The following is a 22100-nucleotide window of genomic DNA, read 5'->3' on the forward strand; positions in this document are numbered from 1 at the left end:
GAGGGGCGGTATTGGCAAGGCCCTTTCACAGGTGAAAGGGCCTTCGGAGACAAGATCTATTCGAACCAGAATGGAAGATGCAACAGTCAGAGTTAATGGAATAGACCGGTCAAATTGATTTGCGAAGGCGTAATGCACAGCTGACCAGGGCCTGGGGATGCGTAATTGCAGATCGCATAGTTGTTGCTGGGATGACGGTTGATACGCGACTCAATGAGCGTCAACGTCATCGCCAGCGCGGTGATCGATAACAAAACGACTAACATGTTCTCGGTTCTTATTTTTGTTTTCATGGTGGCTCCAGTCTGCAAAAGCAATCGTGAAGGTGGGCTGTTCGTTTCGGCTACAAACTTCCTCTTCTGCAGGGTACGTCGGCTTGTTTTGTTCGGAATCGTCCAAATGGACTATTCATTTGACGCGCCGGACTTCGGCAATGCGTAGGCGATGACGTAGTCGCCCAGAGCGGTGCCCATATGGGCGTGTCCACCAGCGGCGATGATCAGGTATTGGCGTCCGTCATTGGCTGAGACGTAGCTCATAGGCGTGGCTTGACCGCCTGCGGGAAGACGAGCCTTCCACAGTTCTTTGCCCGTTTTAGTCTCAAAAGCACGCAAAAAGTTATCGGTGGCTGCAGCAATGAAAACCAGGCCGCTGGCCGTGACGATAGACCCACCTTGATTTGGCATTCCGAGTTCCAGGACGATACCGAGCGGGGCATTATCCTGAGTTGTGCCCAGGGGCACCTCCCATAGGCGTTGTTTGGTTTTTAGGTCGATAGCGCTCAATACGCCCCATGGCGGTGCGGTGCAGGGTATGCCTAGCACCGAAAGAAACGGGGTATTTTGTACCGCATACGGGGTGCCAAATGAGGGGTTGTACTGGACTATTCCTGCCTTTAGCTGTCGATCTGACTCTTCACGGGGGATGAGCTTGACAATGGAGGCGATGCGGTTGGTGTTGGCGATAAGGACTTGACGCTGCTCGTCCACCGCGACACTGCCCCAGCTACTAGCGCCAAGGTTGCTCGGATAATTTATAGTGCCTTGTAGAGAGGGTGGCGTGAAGATGCCTTCATGGCGGTAACGTCGGAACTCGCGAAGGCACAAAAAGCGGTCCAGTGGCGTCAGTCCCCAAATATCCTCTTCCGTTAACGACGTGGGGTGCAGAGACGGCATATCGCTTGAAAACGGCTGTGTGGGCGAAGTATGGTCACCGGGGGCCGCCCCACCAGGCACGGAACGCTCACTTACGTTGCTCAAAGGCGTGCCAGTACGGCGATCGAGGACGAACAACTGGCCGGTTTTGGTGGCTTGGATCAGCGCGGGCAACCCATTGAATTCTGTCAATACCGGTTGAGAGGCTACGTCATAATCCCAGAGGTCATGATGAACGGTCTGAAAAGCCCAGCGAACTTTGCCAGTGCTCACCTCAAGTGCAACAACCGAGCTGCTATAGCGCTCCTCTGTCGGACTGCGTTCTGCACCAAAGTAATCAGGCGAGCGGTTGCCCGTTGGAATGTAGACCAAACCTAGCTGTGGGTCTGCGCTGAACACTGACCAGGCATTGGCTGAACCTCGGGTGTAAGGTTTGTCAGGCTGACCGGCCTCGATGGCGCCGGAGTCCCAGTTCCATACCTCCATGCCTGTGTGGACATCAAAAGCCCGGACGACTCCACCCGGAACATCTGTGGACTGGTTATCCAGCACCAGACCGCCAATGATCACCCTGTCACCTACGACGGTGGGCGGGGAGGTAACGCTATAAAAGCCCGGCGTAACGCTGCCCAGGCGCTCGAGCAGCGAGACAGTGCCATTGTTACCAAAATCGGTACACGGCTTGCCGGTCTTGGCATTGAGAGCCAGCAACCGTCCATCCAGGGTGGCCGCGAGAATGCGCGTCGGGCACGCTGAAGGTGGCTTGTCTTTTGAATTTTCGACGTGGTAGGCCACCCCTCGGCAGGTCACTAGATAGTGTCCTTCGGTGTTGGTCTTTGGGTCGAACCGCCAGCGTTCTTTGCCGCTGTCTGCATCTAGCGCGATGATGATGTTATGCGGGGTGCAAAAATAAAGGCTGTCATCGACTTTCAGTGGTGTGGCTTCAAACGCTGGCAGGTTCTTCGGGTCTTGCGTTGCCAGGTCACCGGTTTGGTACGTCCACGCTACTTGAAGGTTCTGTACGTTTTCCGGACCGATTTGGGTGGTGGGCACGAAGCGCGTGCCCGATTGGGTGCGCCCGTAATGCGGCCACTGGTCGTTTGCGGGAGTGCCTGCAAGCGTCATGCTCGCTAACGGCAACATCAGGCCTGCAACAGCCAGGCGCTGCCTGATGGACGGGTCGAAAATAAGGCGCATGCGCGGCATCCCGTTTTAAGTGTTCAGGCGCTGATGTTGTCATCCCACGGGTGTGCAAGACCCGGGTCGGTTTGAATGATGAGTTGTTTAAGCAGGTTTTTCAGGGAGACGGATTCCCAATAGCCGAAACGGTCGAGTACGTCCGCCTCCAGGGCTTTGGCTGCGGCAATGATACGCAAGGTCGAGTCACGGCCGACGTCTGTGAGGTAGCAGGTAGTGTCCTCGATCCGCACGAAGCCCTTGTCGCGTAACCCTTCAAGGACTTGCTCGGTGGCCTCGAAACCCGTGTAGGAAAACAGGCTATTGAGTTTTTCAAGGCTGCGTCCATCCTTGACGCTGAGTACGCTCAAGAAAAAGTATTCTGTATCGTTCAAACCATAGCCCAGAGCGTGTTGACGAATCTGGCTGTAGAACTGGAAGTGGGCGCGTGCGAGGAGGTAGCCAATGAAGTCTTCGCTGAAGCTTGAGTCCACATCAGCACCCTGCGCCATGGACAACGCAGCGCTTTTACGTGTTGCCACGGCGTATTTCCCGGCTTGAAATACCAGTGGAGCAACAGGCTGGTGGTCGAACTCGATGACCTCTCCGACGAAAATTATGTGATCGCCACCTTCATACATAAAGGAAGTCTTGCATTGCATACGAGTGCAGCAGCCATTAAGCAAGGGCACGCCGCCCAGGCCGCGGACGATATCGACGCCGCTGAACTTATCTTCGCCGCTTTTTGCGAAGCGGTTCGACAGGGCCTCCTGCTCAGCGGAGAGGATGTGTACGGCCCAGTATTCGCTGGTTTCAAATGCTTGCAGATTACGAGAGGATTTGGCCAGGCTCCACAGAACCATGGGGGGATCGAGTGAAACCGAGTTGAAGCTGTTGGCAGTAATGCCGACAGGGGTGCCGTCCGTTGCACTGGCAGTAATGATAGTCACGCCCGTGGTGAATGTACCTAGCGCACTGCGGAATTCGCGGGGATCGAACTGAGTTTTAGCATTCATGATAGGCCTCACGGATCTTGTTCTTGTCAAAGTGATGAGCGCGAAGGAGGGGTCAGCTGACCAGCTTTTGTGTGACGACGAGTTGGAATGCGCTGTTGATCGGTTCGAGGACGGCGCGCCATTCATGTGGACCTTTCTCGATCGGTTGCACAACGAGAACGTCAGCGGCGGTCAAGCGCTCGATCAGAAGCTCAATGCCTTGCTCGACCTCGATGACCAAAGCAGGTTTATCAATAATGCGCTCGGTTTTGCTGGCCAACGTGAGGCTCAGCGGAGTAGGCAGGAACGCGGCATAGCGATCGGTGTCACGAAATTTAAGCGCCAGGCCAAGTGTGTCCTGAAGCAGGTTCAAGGTTGATTCAAGGTTTGTCACGGGTAACAACAGAGATTTGAGCTTCATGGTACTCACTCCAGCGGCGATAACCTCAGCCTACGGGGGGGCTCACTGGAATTCATCGTCCGATGGGACTAGCCTGCGACGTGGCTGTCGATTTTTCACCCTATGACTGCCGGACATCACATCGTCCAAATGAACGATTGCCGCTGTGCGCGGGGTGTCTACATTTCAGTTAGCATTTCTTCTGCAGGATTTGAAGAGGTAGGATCGCAAGCATCTTGACGGTACGTCGTCAACAGATCTGTTGAACTCCACAATAAAAATAAGCGGGGAGAGAAGCATGAGACTCGTTTGGCCTGAACCTGTATTGCACAGTGACGTTTGTCCCCCCACCTGTGAATCTGCCGACATGAGTGAACAACCTGATGGAGGTGCCAACTCTGACGTTTTTTCACGTAGCCGTATGGCCCCAGCAAAGTTTAACGAGCTGATTTCACTTATTTACGAAGGGCCCCTGGAGACGCTGCCCTGGGCCACCTCACTCAATTTTTTGCGCGACCTTCTGGATGCAAATTGGGTCACGTTGATCTTGCGTCCTGCTTCGGAAAGAAATGATGCGTTGATTATCAACGCCGGCCCCAAGGGGCCCTTCATGGAGCAAGGAAAATTTTCCAGTCGCACCGCTTTTACCCTCGATCCCTTCGTAGGCCTGCCGGCCGACAAGGTGCTAACGGTGGAGGAGATGATCGGTGCCGGCGATTGGCACACAAGTGACTTCTACAAGCAGTTCGTCGAACCTTACGATATACGCTATTTGCTGGGGTTCGATATTTATACCAAAGATGGCTCCGAGTGCCGGTTCCGTGTTTGTCGAAGTCATGCGTCGCAACCGTTTTCAGATAGGGATCGTGCGGTGTGTGAGGCGTTACTGCCACACCTGAAACGCTCTATTGAACTCCATTCCCGGCTTGATCACATTGAGTCCGAACGACGCCTGTATGCCGGCGCCGTGGATCGCATGATGTTGGGTACCGTAGTGTTCGATGAGACGGGAACCATCATGAAAACCAACAAAGTAGCGGAGGAAATTCTTCGGGCTCATGATGGCATCCATCTTTCGAACGGGACATTGGAGGCCAAGTACTCGGCGGAAAATCGTGCACTTCAGCAATTCATTCGGACAGCGCTGGAAAATGCGACCAATCTCCCGCAAGCGATGTCCATTACCCGCCCCTCCGGCTTAGCCAAATATGGCGTGGCAATACGATCGGTACCGTTGAGTGAATGGTCGGAGGGCCGGCATCGGCCAGCGGTGATGGTGTTTCTACGCGATCCTGAACACAAATCTCAGGCTTCCCCCGATGTGATTCAATCGCTGTTCGAATTGACCCCCGCCGAGGCGGCGCTGGCCCTGTTGCTGGCTGACGGGATGACCCTGGAAGAAGCGGCAGATGACCTCAATATTCGTAAGAACACGGCGCGGGCGCATCTGCGTTCGATCTTTTCCAAGACAGGGGTAACGCGTCAAACGGCATTAGTACGTTTGTTGTTGGGCAGCATCACACCCAACAACGATTAGTGGTACCTGTCCTTTGAATAACGGCCTCTCACGAGGCCGTGAACCGTGTTTCGAAAAGGTCGGCAAAACGATCGAACTCTGCAGTCGGTAACTCGTTTATGCCGCCGGCCCCTCGTCGGCCTCCACCGGTGGGGAACGCTCTGCAGAACTCATCAGCGCCCAAACTGCTATTGGTAGGCACCCGGATGCTCACGGTGAAACCGCCTCTGGATTTTGGCGACAAAATGGCGATGGCGTGCCCGGGTTGAGCCTGCATCAGCTCATTGGCTAATACCCCAATAGCCCGGCGGGCCCAGGCTTCGTCCGGGAGCATGACAATCGATGAGGCCGCTCCCTGGCGTACAGGCTGTAGCTGGCGAGCGAGCTCCATATCGGCCTCGTAACCGGTGCTTAGCGCGGCGAATGCTTTTGAATTACGGACGAACTCGAGTGGGTCGTTGTAGGGAAGCATTTCTTCGGCGAGCAATGCAGGGTCGAAGTGCAAGTCTTCCAGGCTCTCACCGTAGGCGTTGTAGTTCAGGTAGATGCCGAGCTTTTCCAAGGTCGCTCGAGCGCTTGCGTTGATGCCCGCCGCGGCCGCCATTGTGTTAGCTACTTTAGGCAGATTGTCGCCAAAGGCTGCTGCAATGGCCCAGGCGTGATAAGCACCGCCCAGATAACGATCGACCAAAATGCTGGTGCATACATCGCTCGCCGTATCGATATGCGATGTGAAGCGTTCATGGTCGGGTTGTTCACCCGCAAAGTGATGGTCGAAATACTGAACGTAGGCTCCGCTGTCGAGTAGCCTGCTCAGGCCTGCACGATTGGTATCCAGGGAAACGTCTAGGGCAATGACCTCATCGCCTTCGTCGGCAATGACTCGATCCAGCAGCTTGATGTCGCGCTTCACCCCAGTGACCAGTTTCGCTTGCCTCGGGTCGGCAAGGCGTAACTGCTGAAGTGCGCAAAGCCCGTCTGCGTCGCCATTGAAGGCATAAATCACATTCATCCTGAAATCCTCAACGGTTTGCTGCTTTGCTTGCGACATGCAGCGCCTCAGCGTGCTGTTTCAAGCCATTGGCGACGGCATCGAAACTTTGTTTCACCCAAGGTCCGAAGGTTTGCATGATTGAGTCAGCATTGATGCCCAGGAAAATATCCGTGGTGTAGTACCTGCAACGTTCGGGGCCCAAGCTCTGTATGTACTGGTCACGCCGAGCAGCATCCTTGGAGTCCGCGGTCGGTCGTTGCTCCCAGGACAGCAATTGATTGGGTTCATATGCAACGAGATGCTCCACGACGCATATACGCGCACCCGGTTTGGCCGGGTCTGGAATGTAGAGATGGACCGGGGCGCCTATTTCCAAGCTTGATTCAACGGCTACCGTGAAAGGATTCCAACGGTCGTACTTTGGGAGGTCCACCAGGATCTGCCAGACCAACTCAGCAGGCGCCTCAATCTCGACCGCCACGGATGTGACAATATTTTCAGCCTTGCTCATGATTCATCTCCGTAGTGTCTCAGGGCGCCATGAACTCGCCGCCATTGATGTCGAGCCAGGCGCCAGTGATGGCCTTGGCATAGTCAGATACCAGAAACAGCGCACCCTTTGCACAATCGTCGTCTGTCGGTATATGCCCCATGGGGATATTGACCGACACAGCCGAAACTTGCTCTTGCACGCTGACGCCCTGTTCCCGCTCGATGTGTTGCATGTATTGCTCAACCGGTGTGCCCCACATCCAGCCCATCGCCGCGGTGTTGACCCGCACGCCGAACGGGGCATATTCCTGCGCCAGATACTTCACAGCGGTTGCCAAGGCACCTTTCGACGCGGCATACCCGCCTTGGCCAACCAGTGGCTTGCGGGTTACCAGTGAGTTGATCATCACCATGGCGCCGCCGCCTTGGAGCTTCATCTGTTTGGCCGCCTCAAGCGCCAGATTCATGGTGCCGAAGACGTTGGTCTGGAAAATTTCTTGCCATCCCTGGGTGCCGGCGTTTTGCAAGTTGTCCATGACGTTGCCGGGGTTGTAGGCGCTATTGACCAGGCAGTCCAAATGACCGAAATGCGCGACCGTCTGCTCTACCAAGTTGCGACATTGGTCGGGATCGAGAATATCGGTCGGCACTTTGAGCACTTCACATGGCAACTGCAAAGCGTTGATGCGCAACTGCGCGTCATCAAGCTTGGCCATGCTCCGCGCCGCCAGCACCACGCCACGTGCGCCCGCACGGGCGGCCTCAATGGCCAGTTTTACGCCAAGACCTGGACCTATGCCCGAAATCACTACAACTTTGTTTTTTAAGATCATGTTGGCAGTCCTTGACGAGGTTTACGCGCTCTTCTCCAGGCGCGGGAGTATGTGGCGCTCACGGTAGGCGGCGAAATCGAGTTCGAGCTGTTCCTTGGTCAATCCCATTTTCACCAGGGAGTATTCGTGTGGCGCGCGTTTATCCCGGCTGCTGGAAGACAGCCATTGCTGCATCAACTGCTCGACTTCAGGTGTCAGCTCGACGCCGATGAAGGGATAGATGAGTTTGATGACTTCAAGAGGGCGAGCTACGGCGTCCAGATACCAAACATCGAGAAAACGGTCCTGGGGTTGGCTGTCTCGCACGGCCAGCGCATCGCGCAGACCCTTGGCGAATTTCGCTGACCAGATGCTGGCCGCTTTTTTAGGATCGGCCTTGTCGCTGTAGACGCCCCAAATGGTGTAAGCAAAGCTGCTCATCGATGGGATAGTTTCCAGCGGGTCGCGATGGGTCTGAATGACTTTGACGCCTGGGAAAACCTTGAACAGCGTGTCCATGGCATGGGTATGGTGCGGTGCCTTCAGGACCCAGCGTTGCGCGACTTCCCCGCGTTGACGCTTCTGCCATTGCAGGAACTGCAGCTGTTTCTTCAGGTACACATAAGCCGGCGTCTGATCCTGACGGCCGAGCCATTCGGTGTAATCGGGGACGTTGGCATAGGCGTACATGGCACTCAGGAATGAGTGCTCCATCAGTACCACTTCTTCGTCACATAACTCGGCGTCCAGAGGGTGCATGGTCAGCAGCTCCGGCATCGCCTCAATCATCATCTTGACTTCCGCTTTGCCCAAGGCAATCCGGGGGTCTGGTTTTCCGGCCTCAGCACTGGCCAGTGGCGCCGGGTATCGTACTTCCCACCAAGCGGGTGTGTAAAAACGTGGATCCCGCGCCAGAACACGATGCAGCATGGTGGTGCCGGTGCGCGGCAGACCAACGATGACCACTGGATCTGCAATTTCCTCATTGAGAATCTCAGGGTATTGCTGCATGTAGCTTTCCAGCACCAGACGCGAGCCCAGGCTTTCGACCAGGCGCTCAGCGAACATCTGGCTGCCCCCACTGCTTAGTTGGCCATCTTTTTTGATAGAGGTCAGCAGCACCTCAAGACCTTCGCGAAAGCTCGGGTCGCCGAAATCGTTCAGGCCGTTATTGCGAGCAATCGCCTCGGCGAGCAGAGCGTCGGCATCCAGCGGTAGGGGGGTCGTCATGTCTTAGAGTCCTTGTAGCCATTCGTTGAGTTGCATCACGCGAGTACGGGGATGAACCTGTTCTTTTGCGCCTATCCAGCGAAAACACAGCGTGCCGTCGTGATGGCCTGCGGTTTCCAGCCAATTTGGGATGCCCGGATCACGATGAGCGATCACCAGCGTTACGCTGCCGTCAGGGTTTTGCCTGGCGGAGTGCTGATTCAGTGATATTCGGAAGTAGCGGTAGTCCAGCGATTCCATCCAGTAGTTGTTGAGCTGGATGTTCCAGTACTCGCAGTCCGGTATGCGATCCAGGTGAATGACCAGGACTTCGTCTTCAGTCAATTGCCAGCGCGAGTGGTAATAAAAAATGTTCGGGTCACCACCGACGGATTGGCAGAGCGCCTGGTCCGCGGGAGGCAACTGGTTAATGTGCCTTTCGTAGCTTTGCGCCCAATTGGCGAAGGTGGTAGCAGTGTTTTCAACAAAACGGGCTGCTTGAACGAGGTTGTTACACAGCTTCTCGGGGCTGATCGGCAATGGTTGACCATCGACGTCAACGCGTTCGATTTTCAGTTGGGCCGGCTTATCGTTGGCTCGATCAAGAAATACTTGTCGTATCAATAACTGGATGCTGTCGGGAGCCATTTTTAGCCAGTTGCCCGGTTGCGGGTGCTGACTAACGAGGAGTTCGAAACTGCCATTCTCTGTGAACGTCAGGCTGTTGCTGTCGATGAAACCACCAGGCTCCAGCTTGCCGGACTTGTCGTAGCCACCGCGTTTGGTGCTGAAGTTGATCGATGCGGCTGTTCCTCGTGTCCCGCTGACCTTGTAGGTGTACTGACCATTGATACGGGCGGCCAGGTACCCCATGTCCGGATTATCGGCGCCGATCTTTGCCGTCTCGTGGGAGGGCACCATAAACGTCGGAAACAGCTCATCACCGGCCTCGACAAACATCTCCAGACCGATGCGCGCCAAACGACTCAGATAACGCATGCCTTCGGCCTGGTTAAAGTCGTCTTGAGGCGCCTCCCGGCGTTGAAGTTGCAGACCTGCGCGCTTGAGAGTGTCGCAGTACAGCGCCCAGGTTCGGGCATGTTCACTCATTGCTTCTGTCAGGTCCTCCACGCGGGCTTCCTCTAATCTGGTTGGTATGTCCGCAGAGTAGAAAACCTGTCAAGTATGCTCATCGTCCTTTCGGACTAACTATCTGCGCGGTGGCGTGATTGTTTTCAGGGGCATATTCATTCGGGACGCTTACCCGGGAATGCAGCGAATTGGGGGATGGCGATTGGAGGAAAACAAGGTGGACTCAGCGCCTGCGTGGGAGCGCTGAGTCCGAGGGAGGTCAGGCGCTTTTTGCGTTGGCTGGTGCTTGGTTGCGGGCGCGCGCCATGTCCATGGCGGTGTCCTCGATCATGTCTTCCTGACCGCCCACCATGCCACGAGCGCCCAACTCGACCAGAATATCCCGAGCACTGACACCGTATTTGGCTTCAGCGCGCTTGGCGAACAACAGGAAAGATGAGTAAACCCCGGCATAGCCCAATGTCAGCGAGTCGCGATCGATGCGTACCATGTGGTCCATCATGGGCAGTACGATGTCTTCAGCAACGTCCATGATTTTGTAAAGATCGACGCCGGTTTCGATGCCCATTCGATTGCACACGGCAACGAACACTTCCAGCGGCGTATTGCCCGCTCCAGCGCCCAGACCATTGGTCGAACCGTCTATACGTACCGCGCCGGCTTCGATGGCGGCCAGCGAGTTGGCAATGCCCATGGCCATGTTGTGGTGACCGTGGAAGCCGACTTCGGTTTCCGGTTTAAGCGCTGCGCGCAGTGCACCAATGCGTTCGGTCACGTCTTCGGGGAGCATGTAGCCGGCAGAGTCGGTGGTATAGATGCAGTTGGCGCCATAGGACTCCATCAGCTTGGCCTGGGTCACTAACTGCTCACTGCTGACCATGTGCGCCATCATGAGAAAGCCCACGGTGTCCATTTCCAGTTTGCGAGCCAAGGCGATGTGTTGCTCCGAGACGTCGGCTTCGGTGCAATGGGTGGCAATGCGGATCGTATGTACGCCCAGGTCTTTAGCCATGCGCAGGTGATCGACCGTCCCAATGCCCGGCAGCAGCAAGGCTGAAGCTTTGGAGTGTTTAAGTTCGCCAATGACTGCGCTCAGGTACTGCTCATCTGTATGGGCTGGGAAGCCGTAGTTCACTGACGCACCGCCCAGGCCATCGCCATGAGTGACTTCCAGCAGCGGCATGCCGGCATCGTCCAGGCCGCGGGCGACCGCACGCATTTGCTCGAGGCTGATCTGGTGACGTTTGGGGTGCATGCCATCGCGCAGCGTGTTGTCGTGCAGAATGATTTTCTTGCCTTGCAGGTTCATGTCAGGCCTCCAGCGCGGTCTGGGGTTCGAGGTTCAAGTTACCGTTGAGGATTTCCTCTGCGAACATCTCTGCAGTCCTGGCTGCGGCGGCCGTCATGATGTCCAGGTTTCCAGCGTACTTGGGCAGGTAATCTCCCAGCCCCTCGACCTCCATGAATATTGACACGCGATTGCCATCGAATACCGGACCGTTCTTGAGGCGATAACCCGGCACGTACTTTTGCACGTCGGCGATCATGGCGTTTACCGAAGCGATGATCGCCGCTTGATCGGGTTCGAATTCAGTCAAGCAGTGAATGGTGTCGCGCATCATCATCGGCGGTTCTGCCGGGTTGATGACGATGATCGCCTTACCTTGCTTTGCGCCACCGACACGTTCTATGGCGCCCGCAGTGGTGCGGGTGAACTCATCGATATTCTTGCGGGTGCCGGGGCCGACTGAGCGAGAGGAAACGGTCGCGACGATTTCACCATAGGTGACCGGTTGTACCCGCGAGACCGCGGCGACCATCGGGATCGTCGCCTGACCGCCACACGTCACCATGTTCACGTTCATTTGCCGCTGTCCGACCTGTTCGCGCAGGTTGACCGGTGGTACGCAATACGGTCCGATCGCGGCTGGGGTGAGGTCGATCATTAATACGCCCAGCGCGTTGAGCTTTCGCGAGTTCTCGGCGTGCACGTAGGCTGACGTGGCGTCGAAGGCGATTTGAATACCGTCCTCGAGTACATGAGGCAATAGACCGTCTACGCCACGGTCCGTGACCTTCATGCCCATCTCGCGAGCACGTGCCAGGCCTTCGGATGTGGGATCGATGCCCACCATCCAGACCGGTTCTAGCACAGGGCTGCGGCTCAGTTTATAGAGTAGGTCGGTGCCGATGTTGCCCGGGCCGATCACTGCACATCTGATTTTTTTCATGTTACATCTCCAGAAACGTGATGGGGGACGGTCATCAGTCGATGAAACTGACCGAAGCTGCGCCTAATCCTTCAATGGTGAGCTCGAAGCTGTCACCAGCGCTGGCCGGTACCAGCGGAGCGAGAGACCCTGACAAGATGATTTCCCCGGCTCGAAATGGAATGCCGAAGCGCCCCAGGGTGTTGGCCAGCCAGGCCACCGCTTCGGCGGGATGGCCCTGGACGGCGCTCCCCAGTCCGGAACCCGCGGCTATTCCATTGCGCAACAGATCGAGACGGACGCTGGCCAGATCCAGTTCGCGCGGTGCGGTGCGCTGATTGCCGAGTACGAACACGCCGCATGAAGCGTTGTCCGCCACGGTGTCCTGGATGCGGATTTTCCAATCAGTGATCCGTGAGTCGACGATTTCGAAGCACGGCAGCACCCATTCAGTGGCATCCAATACGTCTTCACGCGTGACGTTGCCGGGGAGGTCCTCTTTGAGGATGAAGGCAATCTCACCCTCCGCTCGCGGCTGGATAAGGCCGGATTGACTGAGGCTGATGCGGGCACCGTTTGGGTAGTGCATGGTATCCGTCAAGAAGCCAAAGTCTGGTTGATGTACATCCAGCATGTCCTGTACGGCTTTGCTGGTAACGCCGATCTTCTTGCCGACCAGTTGTTCTCCTGCCGCGAGACGCCGTTGCAGCATGTGCAAGGAAATATGGTAGGCATCATCGATGCAGATCTCAGGTTGTCGCGTCGTCAGCGGGGAGAGTGTCTTGCGCGTGCGCAGCGCGGCGTACAACTCGTCACCCAATTCACTGATGAGGTGTTGGTCCATGGTGAGTCCCTTAGGCGTTTTGCAAGAAGTCGAGGCAGGTCCGGTTGAAAAGGTCGCGGTGCTCGACCATAACCCAGTGTCCGCAGCGGTTGACGAGGACAAAGCGTGCGTTTTGGCAATGCGTCAGGACTTTGAACGCGCCGCTGGCCGGGCAGAACTTATCGTCACTGCCCCAGAAGCCAAGCACCGGGCAGGTGATTTCACCGAGGCGCTCACTCAGATTTGGCACGCGCATGGTCGAGAGCACGCTCTTGGGTTGCAGGGCGCAAATCGGCACACGTTGATCCAGTAGCGTGTTGGTGATCAGTGACGGGTCATAAACGAGAATCGAGAGCAGGCGGCGCATACCTTCGCGATCCAGGGCTCCGTCGGCAAAGTCGCTCATCATCTTCTGGATGCCTTCCATTTGGAAGTACACCTCGCGCTCTTCCAGTCCGCCAGGTCCCATCAGTATCAGTTTGCTAACGTGCCAGGGAAAATCGAGAGCGTATTTGAGTGCAATCGCGCCGCCCAGTGAATTACCGACCAGCACGCAGCGCTGTACCTCCAGTGCCTGCAGGAACTCATGCAGGGCACTGACGAAAAAGTCCAGCACATACTCCACGTCTTCCGGTTTGGACGACAAACCATAACCAGGAAGATCAGGAACCAGCGTCCGGTAACCGTGTTCATTGAACCAGGGGTAGTTTCCCTGGAAATTGCTGTAGCCACTGGCGCCCGGACCGCTGCCATGAATGAACACCAGGGTTTCACCTTGGCCTTCGTCTTGATAGTGGATGTCCAGTCCGCTGGGGGTGCGTAGCTGCTTGGCCGATGGAATAGGAGTCATCTGGGGCGCCATGGGTTAGTCCGTTGGTAGCGTGTACCTGCTCAAGATCGAGTGGTCATTTCACCGTCAACGACATCTTCAATGCGCACCCGGTTTGGGGCATCGTCTGTTCAGACTATTCTTTGGCAGTGCAGCTTCAGTGGGTTTCGCGGGGGGGGCGGGAGGAGGGTGGAGTGCCATATATCGGCCAGGATCCGAAGCATGACATCGGCCGAAGCTGGCCAGCCGCGAACGACCCATTCGAGCATGCATGCCTCCAATTGAACGATCAGCAGGAAGGCTCTTTGTTTGGCTTCTTCCGGGCTCATGTGTGCCCAGCGCTCAGGCGCAGAGGTCAGAATTTCTGTGTATTCGTGGAGGTAGCGATGGTACTCGCTACGCATTTCATCCTGGCGATAGTCCACCAGCAATCCCATCAGCTTTGCGTCCCGCTGCCATGCGTCACTCACTTCGAGTAACCAGCTGTGCAGGCTTTGACGACTCCAATCGGGCAAAAGGCTGAAGCGTACGTACAAGTCGTTGGCGCCGATCCAGATCTCTTCTGTCAGCACCTGCAATAGTTCGTTGATGCTCGTGAAGTGCAGGTAAAACGTCGCCCGACTTACCTGCGAAGCGCACGCGATATCGGCGGCGTTGACTTGCAAACCCTGTTCGATGAACAGCTCGCGGGCCGCGGTAATAAGTTTTTGGCGAGTGGCCTGTTTTTGTTGTTCACGTTTATTCAAAAAAGCCTCCGTGTGCCTATCCGTATTGGGCGCGCGACGATTCTGGCACAACCATCATCAGGAGAGAGCATCCCATTTTTTTGGCCAGGCGCTTGGAGTTTGATTTGAATTCTGGGTAGACTCTTGTCTATCCAAAATAATAACAAACGAGTACAGGTCATGATCGATAGCCATTCAGGTGAGCGACCCGCTTTGCGCTTTGATGGAAAAGTGGCGCTGATTACCGGAGCAGGACGTGGCTTGGGACGCACCTATGCGTTGCTTTTGGCCGCGCGCGGGGCTCGGCTGGTAGTCAATGATCCCGGCGTCAGCTTTCTTGGTGGCTCCAGCCAGGAGTCACCCGCCCATGAAGTCGTTCAGGCTATTACTGCCGCAGGAGGCATCGCGGTCGCCAACTGTCAGAGCGTCACCGACGCACCGAATCAGATTGTTAACCACGCAATAGAAGCGTTCGGCCGGCTGGATATCGTGATCAATAATGCCGGTATCACCGGTGGTGGAGCTTTTGCCGAGATACCCAAGGAGGAATTTGACCGGGTACTCGAGGTGCATGTGCAGGGCACGCTGGGCATTTTACGCGCAGCTTGGCCGCATCTGATCGCCAGCGGCTCCGGACGGGTACTCAATACCTCTTCGCAGGCTGTCTTCGGTGCCCCGGGAACCAGTCCCTACGCGGCAGCTAAATCCACGATTTTTGGTTTGTGCCGGACGCTTGCAGCCGAAGGAAGTGAGGTCGGTATTCACGTAAATACCATCATGCCCTCTGCTTATACGCGTATGACGGCGTTAGTCCCTGACGATCGTTTTCGCCAATACCTGATTGATCATTATCGCCCTGAATCGGTAGCCGCCTTTGTGGTCTGGCTGCTGCATCACAGCACTCGACTCAGTGGTGAAACGTTCTCGGTCGGAGGCGGCCAAGCGACCCGGGTGATGCTGGTTGAGAATCAGGGTTACAAGGTGCTGGACGATGTACCGGAAGCCTGGCTCGGGAGTGAGCGTGAGTTGTTGAGACAGGCCGAGCTACAGGTACCCGTTTCTATGATGGATGAACTTCGTCTGCAAGCTCGACGTCTGGGACCAGAGGCTGTCGAGGCGCACGCCGCTTTGCAGCTCGATCGTGCCGATGCCAACAATAATAATGCCTGAACGTGAGGATATCCTGCCATGACAAGCCTCCTGCACCCAATACCGATGAACCACCGCTCACATATGGAAGGATTTCCCAGGGGATGGTATTGCCTGGCCGAGTCCGACCAGGTGATAGCCGACACCTTATTGCCAGTGAGTTGGCTCAATCAGGAGTTTATTGTTTATCGAACGGCCAGCGGGGTTGCTCAAGCAGCGGATGCTTACTGCCCGCATCTGGGCGCTCATCTGGCTTCCCATGACGGTTGTATCGTGGACGGGCAGATCGTTTGCCCGTTCCACAAGTGGCGATACGACGCGCAGACAGGACGTTGCGCGAGTATTCCATACGCGAAGATGGTCCCACCCGTAAAGCTCAAACTCTATCCGACCCGGGAAATCAATGGCATGGTCGTGGTCTGGTATCACCCCACCGGTGAAGCTCCCGACCACGAACCGTTCAATAGCGCTGTACTGGATCAAGGCACATGGGTGCTTTACAACCGCCGCGATTGGACAACGACCTGTCCCTTTCGGGACATTTTAGAAAACCTGTTCGATACCGCGCACATTGTTCAACTGCACAACGCCACCGAGATGCCAGACTTGGGCAGTATCGAGAGAACTGATCATGGTCTGAAAGTCGATTACGCCATTGATCCAGACAAGTCCGATCAACCCTTGAAACGGTTGGAGTGTCAGTTCTCCGGTATCTCACTCTTGGTGCAGCACTATGAGTTCGTAGGAGCTGAAGCCTTATTTGTTTTTTCCTTCACCCCCATTGATAACGAGCGTTTTGTCCAGACGACCCGTTTGTACCTGCTCGACAGCGGAGATCCAGGGCATCTGGATAGGATTGGTAAACCCTTCGTCGAGCGCTTTGTGTATGAAGTAGATCAGGACATGGCAATTCTCAATTTTAAAAAGCACCTGCCGCAGCCAAGGTTGTGTGATGGAGACGGACCCATTTTGCGCTTTCGCGAATACGCCAACGAATTCTATCGCTGACTTTTACAAGGGTTGAACCCATGAACGATATCGAGATCCAGGTGCATGATTGCGATGGTGTCGTGCGACGGCTGATGGTGCCTGTTCGGGAACCGCTGATGGTTGCCTTACGTGATGCTGGATGCGGGGTCGACGGCACATGTGGTGGCATGTGCTCGTGCGGCTCTTGTCATGTTTATGTCGATACCTCCTGGGCCGGTCACTTGCCGCCGCCAAGTGATGATGAAGCAGCGATGCTTGAGGCACTTTCAGGGGTGGTTGAGGTGACCCAGCTGTCACGCTTGGCATGCCAGATCCGAGCTGAGAAGTCTTTGTCGGGGTTGACATTGATCGTGGGGCCAAGGGTATGACGGAACCAATATCACGGGTGCTGATTATAGGTGCAGGTCATGCTGGCGGTGCTGTGGCCGCAGCTTTACGTCAGTTCGGATGGACTGGGTCCATTACGCTCTTGGGGGAGGAGGCGCATCCACCTTACCAACGACCGCCACTGTCAAAAGGCTGGTTGATAGGCCGGGCTGATCTATCCAGTGTAGTCCTGAGGCCTGAGGCCTATTATCTGGAGCAGTTAATTGACTTGCGCCTCAACACCCATGTTCAGGCCATTGAACCTGAACAAACGCGTGTGATTACGGCTGATGGAGCGGTCCTGAGCTATGATCATCTGATCATTGCAACAGGAACCCGCCCCAGGCAGTTGAGTATTCCCGGTGTAGAACTGGGTGGAGTCTCGACGCTGCGTACTTTGGACGATGCAAAGCGACTGCGCCAGGCATTGAGCCCAGGAAAACACTTGGCGATCATTGGTGGTGGCTACATCGGTCTGGAAAGCGCCGCGTCCGCGAGGGCCTGCGGGGCTGAGGTCACGATCATCGAACGTGAGCAGCGACTGCTGGCCCGGGTCGCCCACCCGCTGTTATCGGACTTTTTCCAAGACATCCATGAAAGCCAAGGTGTCAAGTTCGTCTTGAATAGCGAGCTACTGAGCCTGTCTGCAGGTGCTGAAGGGCAGGTGGGAGCGCTCATGTTGCGAGACGGTCGAACTCTACGGTGCGATCATGTACTGGTAGGTATTGGCGCTCAAGCTAACGACGAATTGGCGCAGGTGGCAGGTATCGCTTGCGACAACGGTATTCTGGTCGATGAGTTCGCCCGTACGTCGTGGCCTGGGGTTTATGCCGTCGGCGATGTAACACGTCGCCCACTTGCCCACTATGAAAATCATTCTATTCGACTGGAAAGCGTCGCAAATGCTCTTGAGCAAGCCCGGCAAGCGGCGGCCCATATTTGTGGTGGTCCGCCCCCAGCCGCTGAGGTGCCATGGTTCTGGTCTGATCAATACCAATACAAATTACAGATCGCTGGCATTCCATTCGGGGCCAGCCAATGCATCTTGCGCGGCAATCTGCAGGGTGGGAAGTTCGCCCTGTTTCACTTGGCGAATGAGCGGCTGGTCGCGGTGGAGGCGGTCAATAGCCCCGCCGATTTTCTACTGGGAAAAATGATGATTGATAGAGGTGCCGAGCTCGATATCGTACTTTTGGCGGACACCGAGTGCAGTCTGAAGAGCGCCGAAAGGGGCTACGCCGTCGTGTGATTGGACGGCGTGGTTTTTGATAGGTATTAACGGCCGAGATACAGTGCTTTTCGCTTTGTAAAGAAAGCTTCTACCCCTCTACCGAAATCCTCCGTTTGAGTGCAGGCAAAAAAACTATCGCGCTCAGCGTCCAGTTGCTCCTCAAGGCTGTGTTGCAGTGCATTGCGCAAAAGCCGTTTGGTTTGCCCCAACGCGAATGTCGGGCCTTGGGCCAAGCGATTGGCCAGGCGTTCGGTTTCAACCTGAAGTTGATCGGCGGCGACTTTTTTTCCGATCAGTCCTAGGCGCAATGCCTCGTCGGCATCAAACGGCTCGCTGAGCAGAATCAGCTCCATTGCCTTATGCAGCCCGACCAGTCTCGGCAAGTGCCATGACGCCGACGCGTCGGGGCTCGTCCCGATCGAGGCGTACGCCAGGTTGAAGCGCGTGCCCTCCGCGGCCAGGACAAAATCACACGCCAGGGCGATGCTGACGCCGGCGCCAGCCACGGCGCCATGCAAGCTGGCGATCACCGGTTGCGACAGTCCGGCCATGAGGGTGAGCGCTTCATGCAAGGGGTCGATTAGCGCCTGAGCATTTTCCAGTGGGTTTTCTCGCAAGCTCGCCAGATCACCTCCGGCGATGAACGCGCGGCCGGCACCCTTCAGGATCACGACACGAATAGCGCTGGAGGCCGCGATGGTCCGCATAGCGTCGCGAAACGCGGTGGCCATTGGGACGTTAATCGCGTTCAACGCCGCAGGACGATCAAAAAGAAGCTGAGCCACCGGACCATCCAGGGTCAATTTCAGGGGGGCATCTTCGCTGTTCATTGTTGCGCTCCTGCAAAATTGTGGGGAGGCAAATTGGGCGTGAAATAGTCGGCGCACGCCGCCCCCCGGGTTTTGGCCTTGGCCAGCTCATCCTTGGCGACAGTGCGCAGATGAACCTCGTCCGGGCCATCGATGAAGTGCAATGCGCGGCCCCATGTCCAGAGGAAGGCCAGCGGGGTGTCGGCGGTCATACCCATCGCGCCAAAGACCTGGATGGCGCGATCCAGGACGTGGGTTTGCAGGCGCGCGGCGACCAGCTTGATTGCCGAGACATCGACGCGGGCGCTGTTATTACCCAAGCGATCGATCGTGTCTGCTGCACGCAATACCAGCAGGCGCGCCTGGTCGATCTCCACCCGGGACTCGGCGATCCAGTCGCGCACATTGGAGAAGTCGGCCAGGTGACGGCCGAACGCTTTGCGTTCCAGAGCGCGAGTACACATCAATTCAAGCGCTAGTTCGCACTGGCCAATGGTGCGCATGCAATGGTGGATACGTCCCGGACCGAGGCGTGCCTGCGCGAGGGCAAACCCACCACCCTCGTTGCCCAGCAGATGATCCAGTGGCACGCGGACATTGCTGAGCAACACTTCACAATGACCCTCAACGGCATAGTGATGCATCAGCGGCACGTTACGCACGATCTGCACCCCGGGAGTATCCATTGGTACAAGGATCATCGAGTGGTTCTGGTGACTGCTGCTCTCATCGGCGTTGCGGCCCAGCACAATCATCAATTTGCAATTGGGGTGCAACGCACCGGTGGTAAACCATTTGCGTCCGTTGATCACGTATTGCTCACCGTCGCGGTCAATGCGCGTGGCGATGTTGGTGGCGTCAGAGGAGGCAACATCTGGCTCGGTCATCGCGAAACAGGAGCGAATATCGCCTTCCAGCAGCGGCTTGAGCCAGCGCTGGTATTGCTCGGGACTGGCCGCCAGGTGGAGTAGCTCCATGTTGCCGGAGTCAGGTGCATTACAGTTAAACACCTCCGCAGCCCAAGGCAACCTGCCCATGATTTCCGACAGAGGCGCGTATTCGAGATTGCTCAGCCGGGTGCCCGGTTCGTCTGGTCGTAGGGCAGGTAGGAACAGGTTCCATAGGCCCTCGTCTTTGGCGAGGGCCTTGAGGTTGTTGATCAACTCGAGTGGGTAGATACCTTGTTCGGTCTGGTGATGCCATTGGTGATTGGCCGGGAGCAAGTAACTGTCGTAGAACGCCTGCAGGCGTCGTTGCAGCTCAACCACATGGGGAGGATATTCAAAGTTCATGGACGGGTCTCGACGGGGTCAGATGACGAAGGTTTTATCGAGCAGCTCAAGGCCGCGTCGGGCGAATGCTTTTCCCAGGGGGCCGACGCTGGCTGCGTTGTCCGAGGCCGCACTGCCGGACCGCGCCCGGGCAGCGATGCCTTCGAAGATCACCGCCAGGCGAAACAGCGCAAAGGCGAAGTGAAAGGCCTCGGCCCCCCGACTGCGCTGGGTGAAGTGATAGTACTGCTGCAAGTACTCTGCTTGTGAGGGGATGCCCAGCGCCTGTAGATCCAGGCCGCGAATGCCGCCGTACTCGGACGGCAGGGTATGCCAGGCGATGCAGTTGTAAGCCAGATCGGCGAGTGGATGACCGAGGGTTGAAAGCTCCCAGTCGAGCACGCCGATTACCCGCGGTTCGGTGGGATGAAACATCAAGTTGCCCAGTCGAAAGTCACCATGGCACACCGTTGTTTCGTCATCTGATGGCAGGTTGGCACGAAGCCATGCCAGCAGGCTGTCGAGTTGAGGATTATCCTTCTGGTCTGCGGCTTCCCATTGGCTGCCCCAACGCGCCAGCTGTCTGGCAAAATAATTGCCTTCACGACCGAAGCCTGAGAGGCCGATCGCCTGCGCGTCTACTTGATGTAAGTCCGCCAGTGTTTGGGCCATGGATGCATACATAGCCTTGCGATGTTCAGGTGATACGCCGGGCAGGCTGTATTCCGGAAACACACGTCCCTGTAGTCTTTCCATTAAGTAGAAGGGCGTTCCGACAATATCCGGTTCCGCGTGATACAGCACCGTCTCGGGCACTGGGACCCGTGACCGCGCCAGGGCGGTCATGATCCGGTATTCACGATCCACGGCATGGGCTGACGGCAATATCTCGCCACTCGGTTTTTTTCGAAGAACCAGTTCGCGATTGTCAAAGGTAACGAAGAACGTCGGGTTGGATTGACCCCCGCCAATGCGTTCAAGGCGCATCTCCCCTTGCAGTCCGCCGAGCATGTCCCGGAGGAACGTCTGGAGCCGTTTGGGATGAAATTCGCTGAAGTTAGAGGACTCTGTTTTTGTCATGGTGAGCACTTCTCGACAGGACGGGATCAGTTCATACCGCTGCGACTGGACGATCGGCGATTCAGGCCGTTCATGAGCAAGTCGACGCATTGGCTGGTGATGTCTTCAACTATTAGAGGGCCCTTGGGGTCATACCATCGGGCGATCCAGCTCAGCGCACCGGCGATGGTGAACGCGGCAATCTTCGGGTCGCAGGGCATCAGGGTGCCGTCGGCGATACCTTGCTGAATCAAACTGCGAAACTTCAGGTCGATGCTGCTTTTGAGTCGTCGCAGCTTGCGCCGGCTTTCCAAGGGCAAGGGATCTTCACCGACGCGAATCAAGCACATACCAAAATCCATCGTCACGATCTCGGCGTACTTGCGCATCACGGCGATCAGGTTTTCCTTTGAATCGCCGCCCTTCTGAATGGCTTCATTCGAGGCCTGCTCCAGCATCTCCAGACCGATGCGTACGCATTCGAAGAGGATTTCGTCCTTGTTCTTCACGTAGTAATAAACCGTCGGCTTGCTCACATTCAGGCGCTCGGCCACTTCATCAAGCGAGGTCGCATGGAAGCCTTTTTCATTGAACAACTCGGCTGCTGTGCGTAATACCGCCTCGCGTTTGTTCTCGCGCTCGGTCTGGCGGTCCGGCTTGTTCGCCCATGGTGAGCGGCTGTCGATGATGTTCGTCATGGGGATTCCCGATCAAACGAGTGACGCCTGAATGACTCCATCGCATGAAATCGTTCGACGCGAGAGGTCATATCGGTGCCTTGCAGGAAACGAGCTTACT

The 22100-nt window shown here is 56.4% G+C and carries 23 protein-coding genes; 6 read left to right on the top strand and 17 right to left on the bottom strand.

Annotation, left to right across the window (positions count from 1 at the left end; genetic code table 11):
- The first annotated feature begins 213 nt into the window (after positions 1–213).
- Complete coding sequence (locus ACEN9A_RS11495; protein ID WP_413386629.1) at positions 214–441, top strand: hypothetical protein; 228 nt, start codon at positions 214–216, stop codon at positions 439–441.
- Here the strand turns inward: ACEN9A_RS11495 and ACEN9A_RS11500 are convergent.
- Genes ACEN9A_RS11500 through ACEN9A_RS11510 form a run of 3 tightly spaced genes read right to left on the bottom strand, consistent with a single transcriptional unit; the run spans position 405 to position 3746 of the window.
- Positions 405–2351, bottom strand: coding sequence for a pyrroloquinoline quinone-dependent dehydrogenase (locus ACEN9A_RS11500; protein ID WP_413386627.1), 1947 nt, complete (start codon positions 2349–2351; stop codon positions 405–407). The two genes, ACEN9A_RS11495 and ACEN9A_RS11500, sit on opposite strands and share 37 nt — an antisense overlap.
- Positions 2352–2374: 23 nt before the next feature.
- Positions 2375–3346, bottom strand: a complete 972-nt coding sequence (locus ACEN9A_RS11505; protein ID WP_413386625.1) for a flavin reductase — start codon at positions 3344–3346, stop codon at positions 2375–2377.
- A 52-nt stretch (positions 3347–3398) separates the two neighbouring features.
- On the bottom strand, positions 3399–3746 hold the full coding sequence (locus ACEN9A_RS11510) for a VOC family protein (protein ID WP_413386623.1): 348 nt from the start codon (positions 3744–3746) through the stop codon (positions 3399–3401).
- Positions 3747–4092: 346 nt separating this feature from the next.
- Between ACEN9A_RS11510 and ACEN9A_RS11515 the strand changes: the two genes are divergently transcribed.
- Positions 4093–5262 carry a helix-turn-helix transcriptional regulator gene (locus ACEN9A_RS11515; protein ID WP_413386621.1) on the top strand — a complete coding sequence of 390 codons (1170 nt, stop codon included), beginning with the start codon at positions 4093–4095 and terminating at the stop codon, positions 5260–5262.
- Positions 5263–5290: 28 nt separating this feature from the next.
- Here the strand turns inward: ACEN9A_RS11515 and ACEN9A_RS11520 are convergent, their stop codons facing one another.
- The 10 genes from ACEN9A_RS11520 to ACEN9A_RS11565 form a co-directional block, all read right to left on the bottom strand.
- Positions 5291–6292, bottom strand: a complete 1002-nt coding sequence (locus ACEN9A_RS11520; RefSeq protein ID WP_413386619.1) for an acetyltransferase — start codon at positions 6290–6292, stop codon at positions 5291–5293.
- The gene (locus tag ACEN9A_RS11525; protein WP_413386617.1) at positions 6264–6746 is read right to left on the bottom strand and encodes an SRPBCC domain-containing protein; all 483 of its coding nucleotides are present in this window, start codon (positions 6744–6746) and stop codon (positions 6264–6266) included. Before ACEN9A_RS11525 ends, ACEN9A_RS11520 begins: the two co-directional genes overlap by 29 nt.
- Positions 6747–6765: 19 nt before the next feature.
- Complete coding sequence (locus ACEN9A_RS11530; protein WP_413386615.1) at positions 6766–7560, bottom strand: SDR family oxidoreductase; 795 nt, start codon at positions 7558–7560, stop codon at positions 6766–6768.
- 21 nt (positions 7561–7581) lie between these two features.
- The gene (locus tag ACEN9A_RS11535; protein WP_413386614.1) at positions 7582–8769 is read right to left on the bottom strand and encodes a sulfotransferase family protein; all 1188 of its coding nucleotides are present in this window, start codon (positions 8767–8769) and stop codon (positions 7582–7584) included.
- A gap of 3 nt (positions 8770–8772) precedes the next feature.
- Positions 8773–9858, bottom strand: a complete 1086-nt coding sequence (locus ACEN9A_RS11540) for a DUF1214 domain-containing protein (RefSeq protein ID WP_413386612.1) — start codon at positions 9856–9858, stop codon at positions 8773–8775.
- Between the two features lie 241 nt (positions 9859–10099).
- Complete coding sequence (gene dmpG / locus ACEN9A_RS11545; RefSeq protein WP_413386610.1) at positions 10100–11149, bottom strand: 4-hydroxy-2-oxovalerate aldolase; 1050 nt, start codon at positions 11147–11149, stop codon at positions 10100–10102.
- A 1-nt stretch (position 11150) separates the two neighbouring features.
- Positions 11151–12071: an acetaldehyde dehydrogenase (acetylating) gene (locus ACEN9A_RS11550; RefSeq protein ID WP_413386608.1), complete on the bottom strand. Its 921-nt coding sequence runs from the start codon at positions 12069–12071 to the stop codon at positions 11151–11153.
- Between the two features lie 34 nt (positions 12072–12105).
- On the bottom strand, positions 12106–12894 hold the full coding sequence (locus ACEN9A_RS11555; protein ID WP_413386606.1) for a fumarylacetoacetate hydrolase family protein: 789 nt from the start codon (positions 12892–12894) through the stop codon (positions 12106–12108).
- A gap of 10 nt (positions 12895–12904) precedes the next feature.
- A complete protein-coding gene (locus ACEN9A_RS11560; protein ID WP_413386604.1) occupies positions 12905–13723 on the bottom strand; it encodes an alpha/beta fold hydrolase in 819 nt (272 codons plus the stop codon).
- Positions 13724–13833: 110 nt separating this feature from the next.
- Positions 13834–14448 carry a TetR/AcrR family transcriptional regulator gene (locus ACEN9A_RS11565; protein WP_413386602.1) on the bottom strand — a complete coding sequence of 205 codons (615 nt, stop codon included), beginning with the start codon at positions 14446–14448 and terminating at the stop codon, positions 13834–13836.
- Between the two features lie 159 nt (positions 14449–14607).
- On the opposite strand from ACEN9A_RS11565, the gene ACEN9A_RS11570 reads away from it, so the two are divergent.
- Genes ACEN9A_RS11570 through ACEN9A_RS11585 form a run of 4 tightly spaced genes read left to right on the top strand, consistent with a single transcriptional unit; the run spans position 14608 to position 18181 of the window.
- Positions 14608–15597 (top strand): SDR family NAD(P)-dependent oxidoreductase, encoded by a 990-nt coding sequence (locus ACEN9A_RS11570; RefSeq protein ID WP_413386600.1) that lies wholly within the window; start codon positions 14608–14610, stop codon positions 15595–15597.
- 18 nt (positions 15598–15615) lie between these two features.
- On the top strand, positions 15616–16584 hold the full coding sequence (locus ACEN9A_RS11575; protein ID WP_413386598.1) for a Rieske 2Fe-2S domain-containing protein: 969 nt from the start codon (positions 15616–15618) through the stop codon (positions 16582–16584).
- A gap of 20 nt (positions 16585–16604) precedes the next feature.
- On the top strand, positions 16605–16934 hold the full coding sequence (locus tag ACEN9A_RS11580; RefSeq protein ID WP_413386596.1) for a 2Fe-2S iron-sulfur cluster-binding protein: 330 nt from the start codon (positions 16605–16607) through the stop codon (positions 16932–16934).
- On the top strand, positions 16931–18181 hold the full coding sequence (locus ACEN9A_RS11585) for an NAD(P)/FAD-dependent oxidoreductase (protein WP_413386594.1): 1251 nt from the start codon (positions 16931–16933) through the stop codon (positions 18179–18181). Before ACEN9A_RS11580 ends, ACEN9A_RS11585 begins: the two co-directional genes overlap by 4 nt.
- A 26-nt stretch (positions 18182–18207) precedes the next feature.
- On the opposite strand, the gene ACEN9A_RS11590 is transcribed toward ACEN9A_RS11585, so the two are convergent.
- Genes ACEN9A_RS11590 through ACEN9A_RS11605 form a run of 4 tightly spaced genes read right to left on the bottom strand, consistent with a single transcriptional unit; the run spans position 18208 to position 22000 of the window.
- Positions 18208–18993, bottom strand: coding sequence for an enoyl-CoA hydratase/isomerase family protein (locus tag ACEN9A_RS11590; RefSeq protein ID WP_413386592.1), 786 nt, complete (start codon positions 18991–18993; stop codon positions 18208–18210).
- Positions 18990–20264 carry an acyl-CoA dehydrogenase family protein gene (locus tag ACEN9A_RS11595; protein ID WP_413386590.1) on the bottom strand — a complete coding sequence of 425 codons (1275 nt, stop codon included), beginning with the start codon at positions 20262–20264 and terminating at the stop codon, positions 18990–18992. Before ACEN9A_RS11595 ends, ACEN9A_RS11590 begins: the two co-directional genes overlap by 4 nt.
- Before the next feature lie 18 nt (positions 20265–20282).
- On the bottom strand, positions 20283–21323 hold the full coding sequence (locus ACEN9A_RS11600; protein WP_413386588.1) for a phosphotransferase family protein: 1041 nt from the start codon (positions 21321–21323) through the stop codon (positions 20283–20285).
- Positions 21324–21349: 26 nt separating this feature from the next.
- The gene (locus tag ACEN9A_RS11605; protein WP_413386586.1) at positions 21350–22000 is read right to left on the bottom strand and encodes a TetR/AcrR family transcriptional regulator; all 651 of its coding nucleotides are present in this window, start codon (positions 21998–22000) and stop codon (positions 21350–21352) included.
- Positions 22001–22100: the final 100 nt, after the last annotated feature.

It is taken from the genome of Pseudomonas sp. Pseusp18, assembly GCF_059506005.1.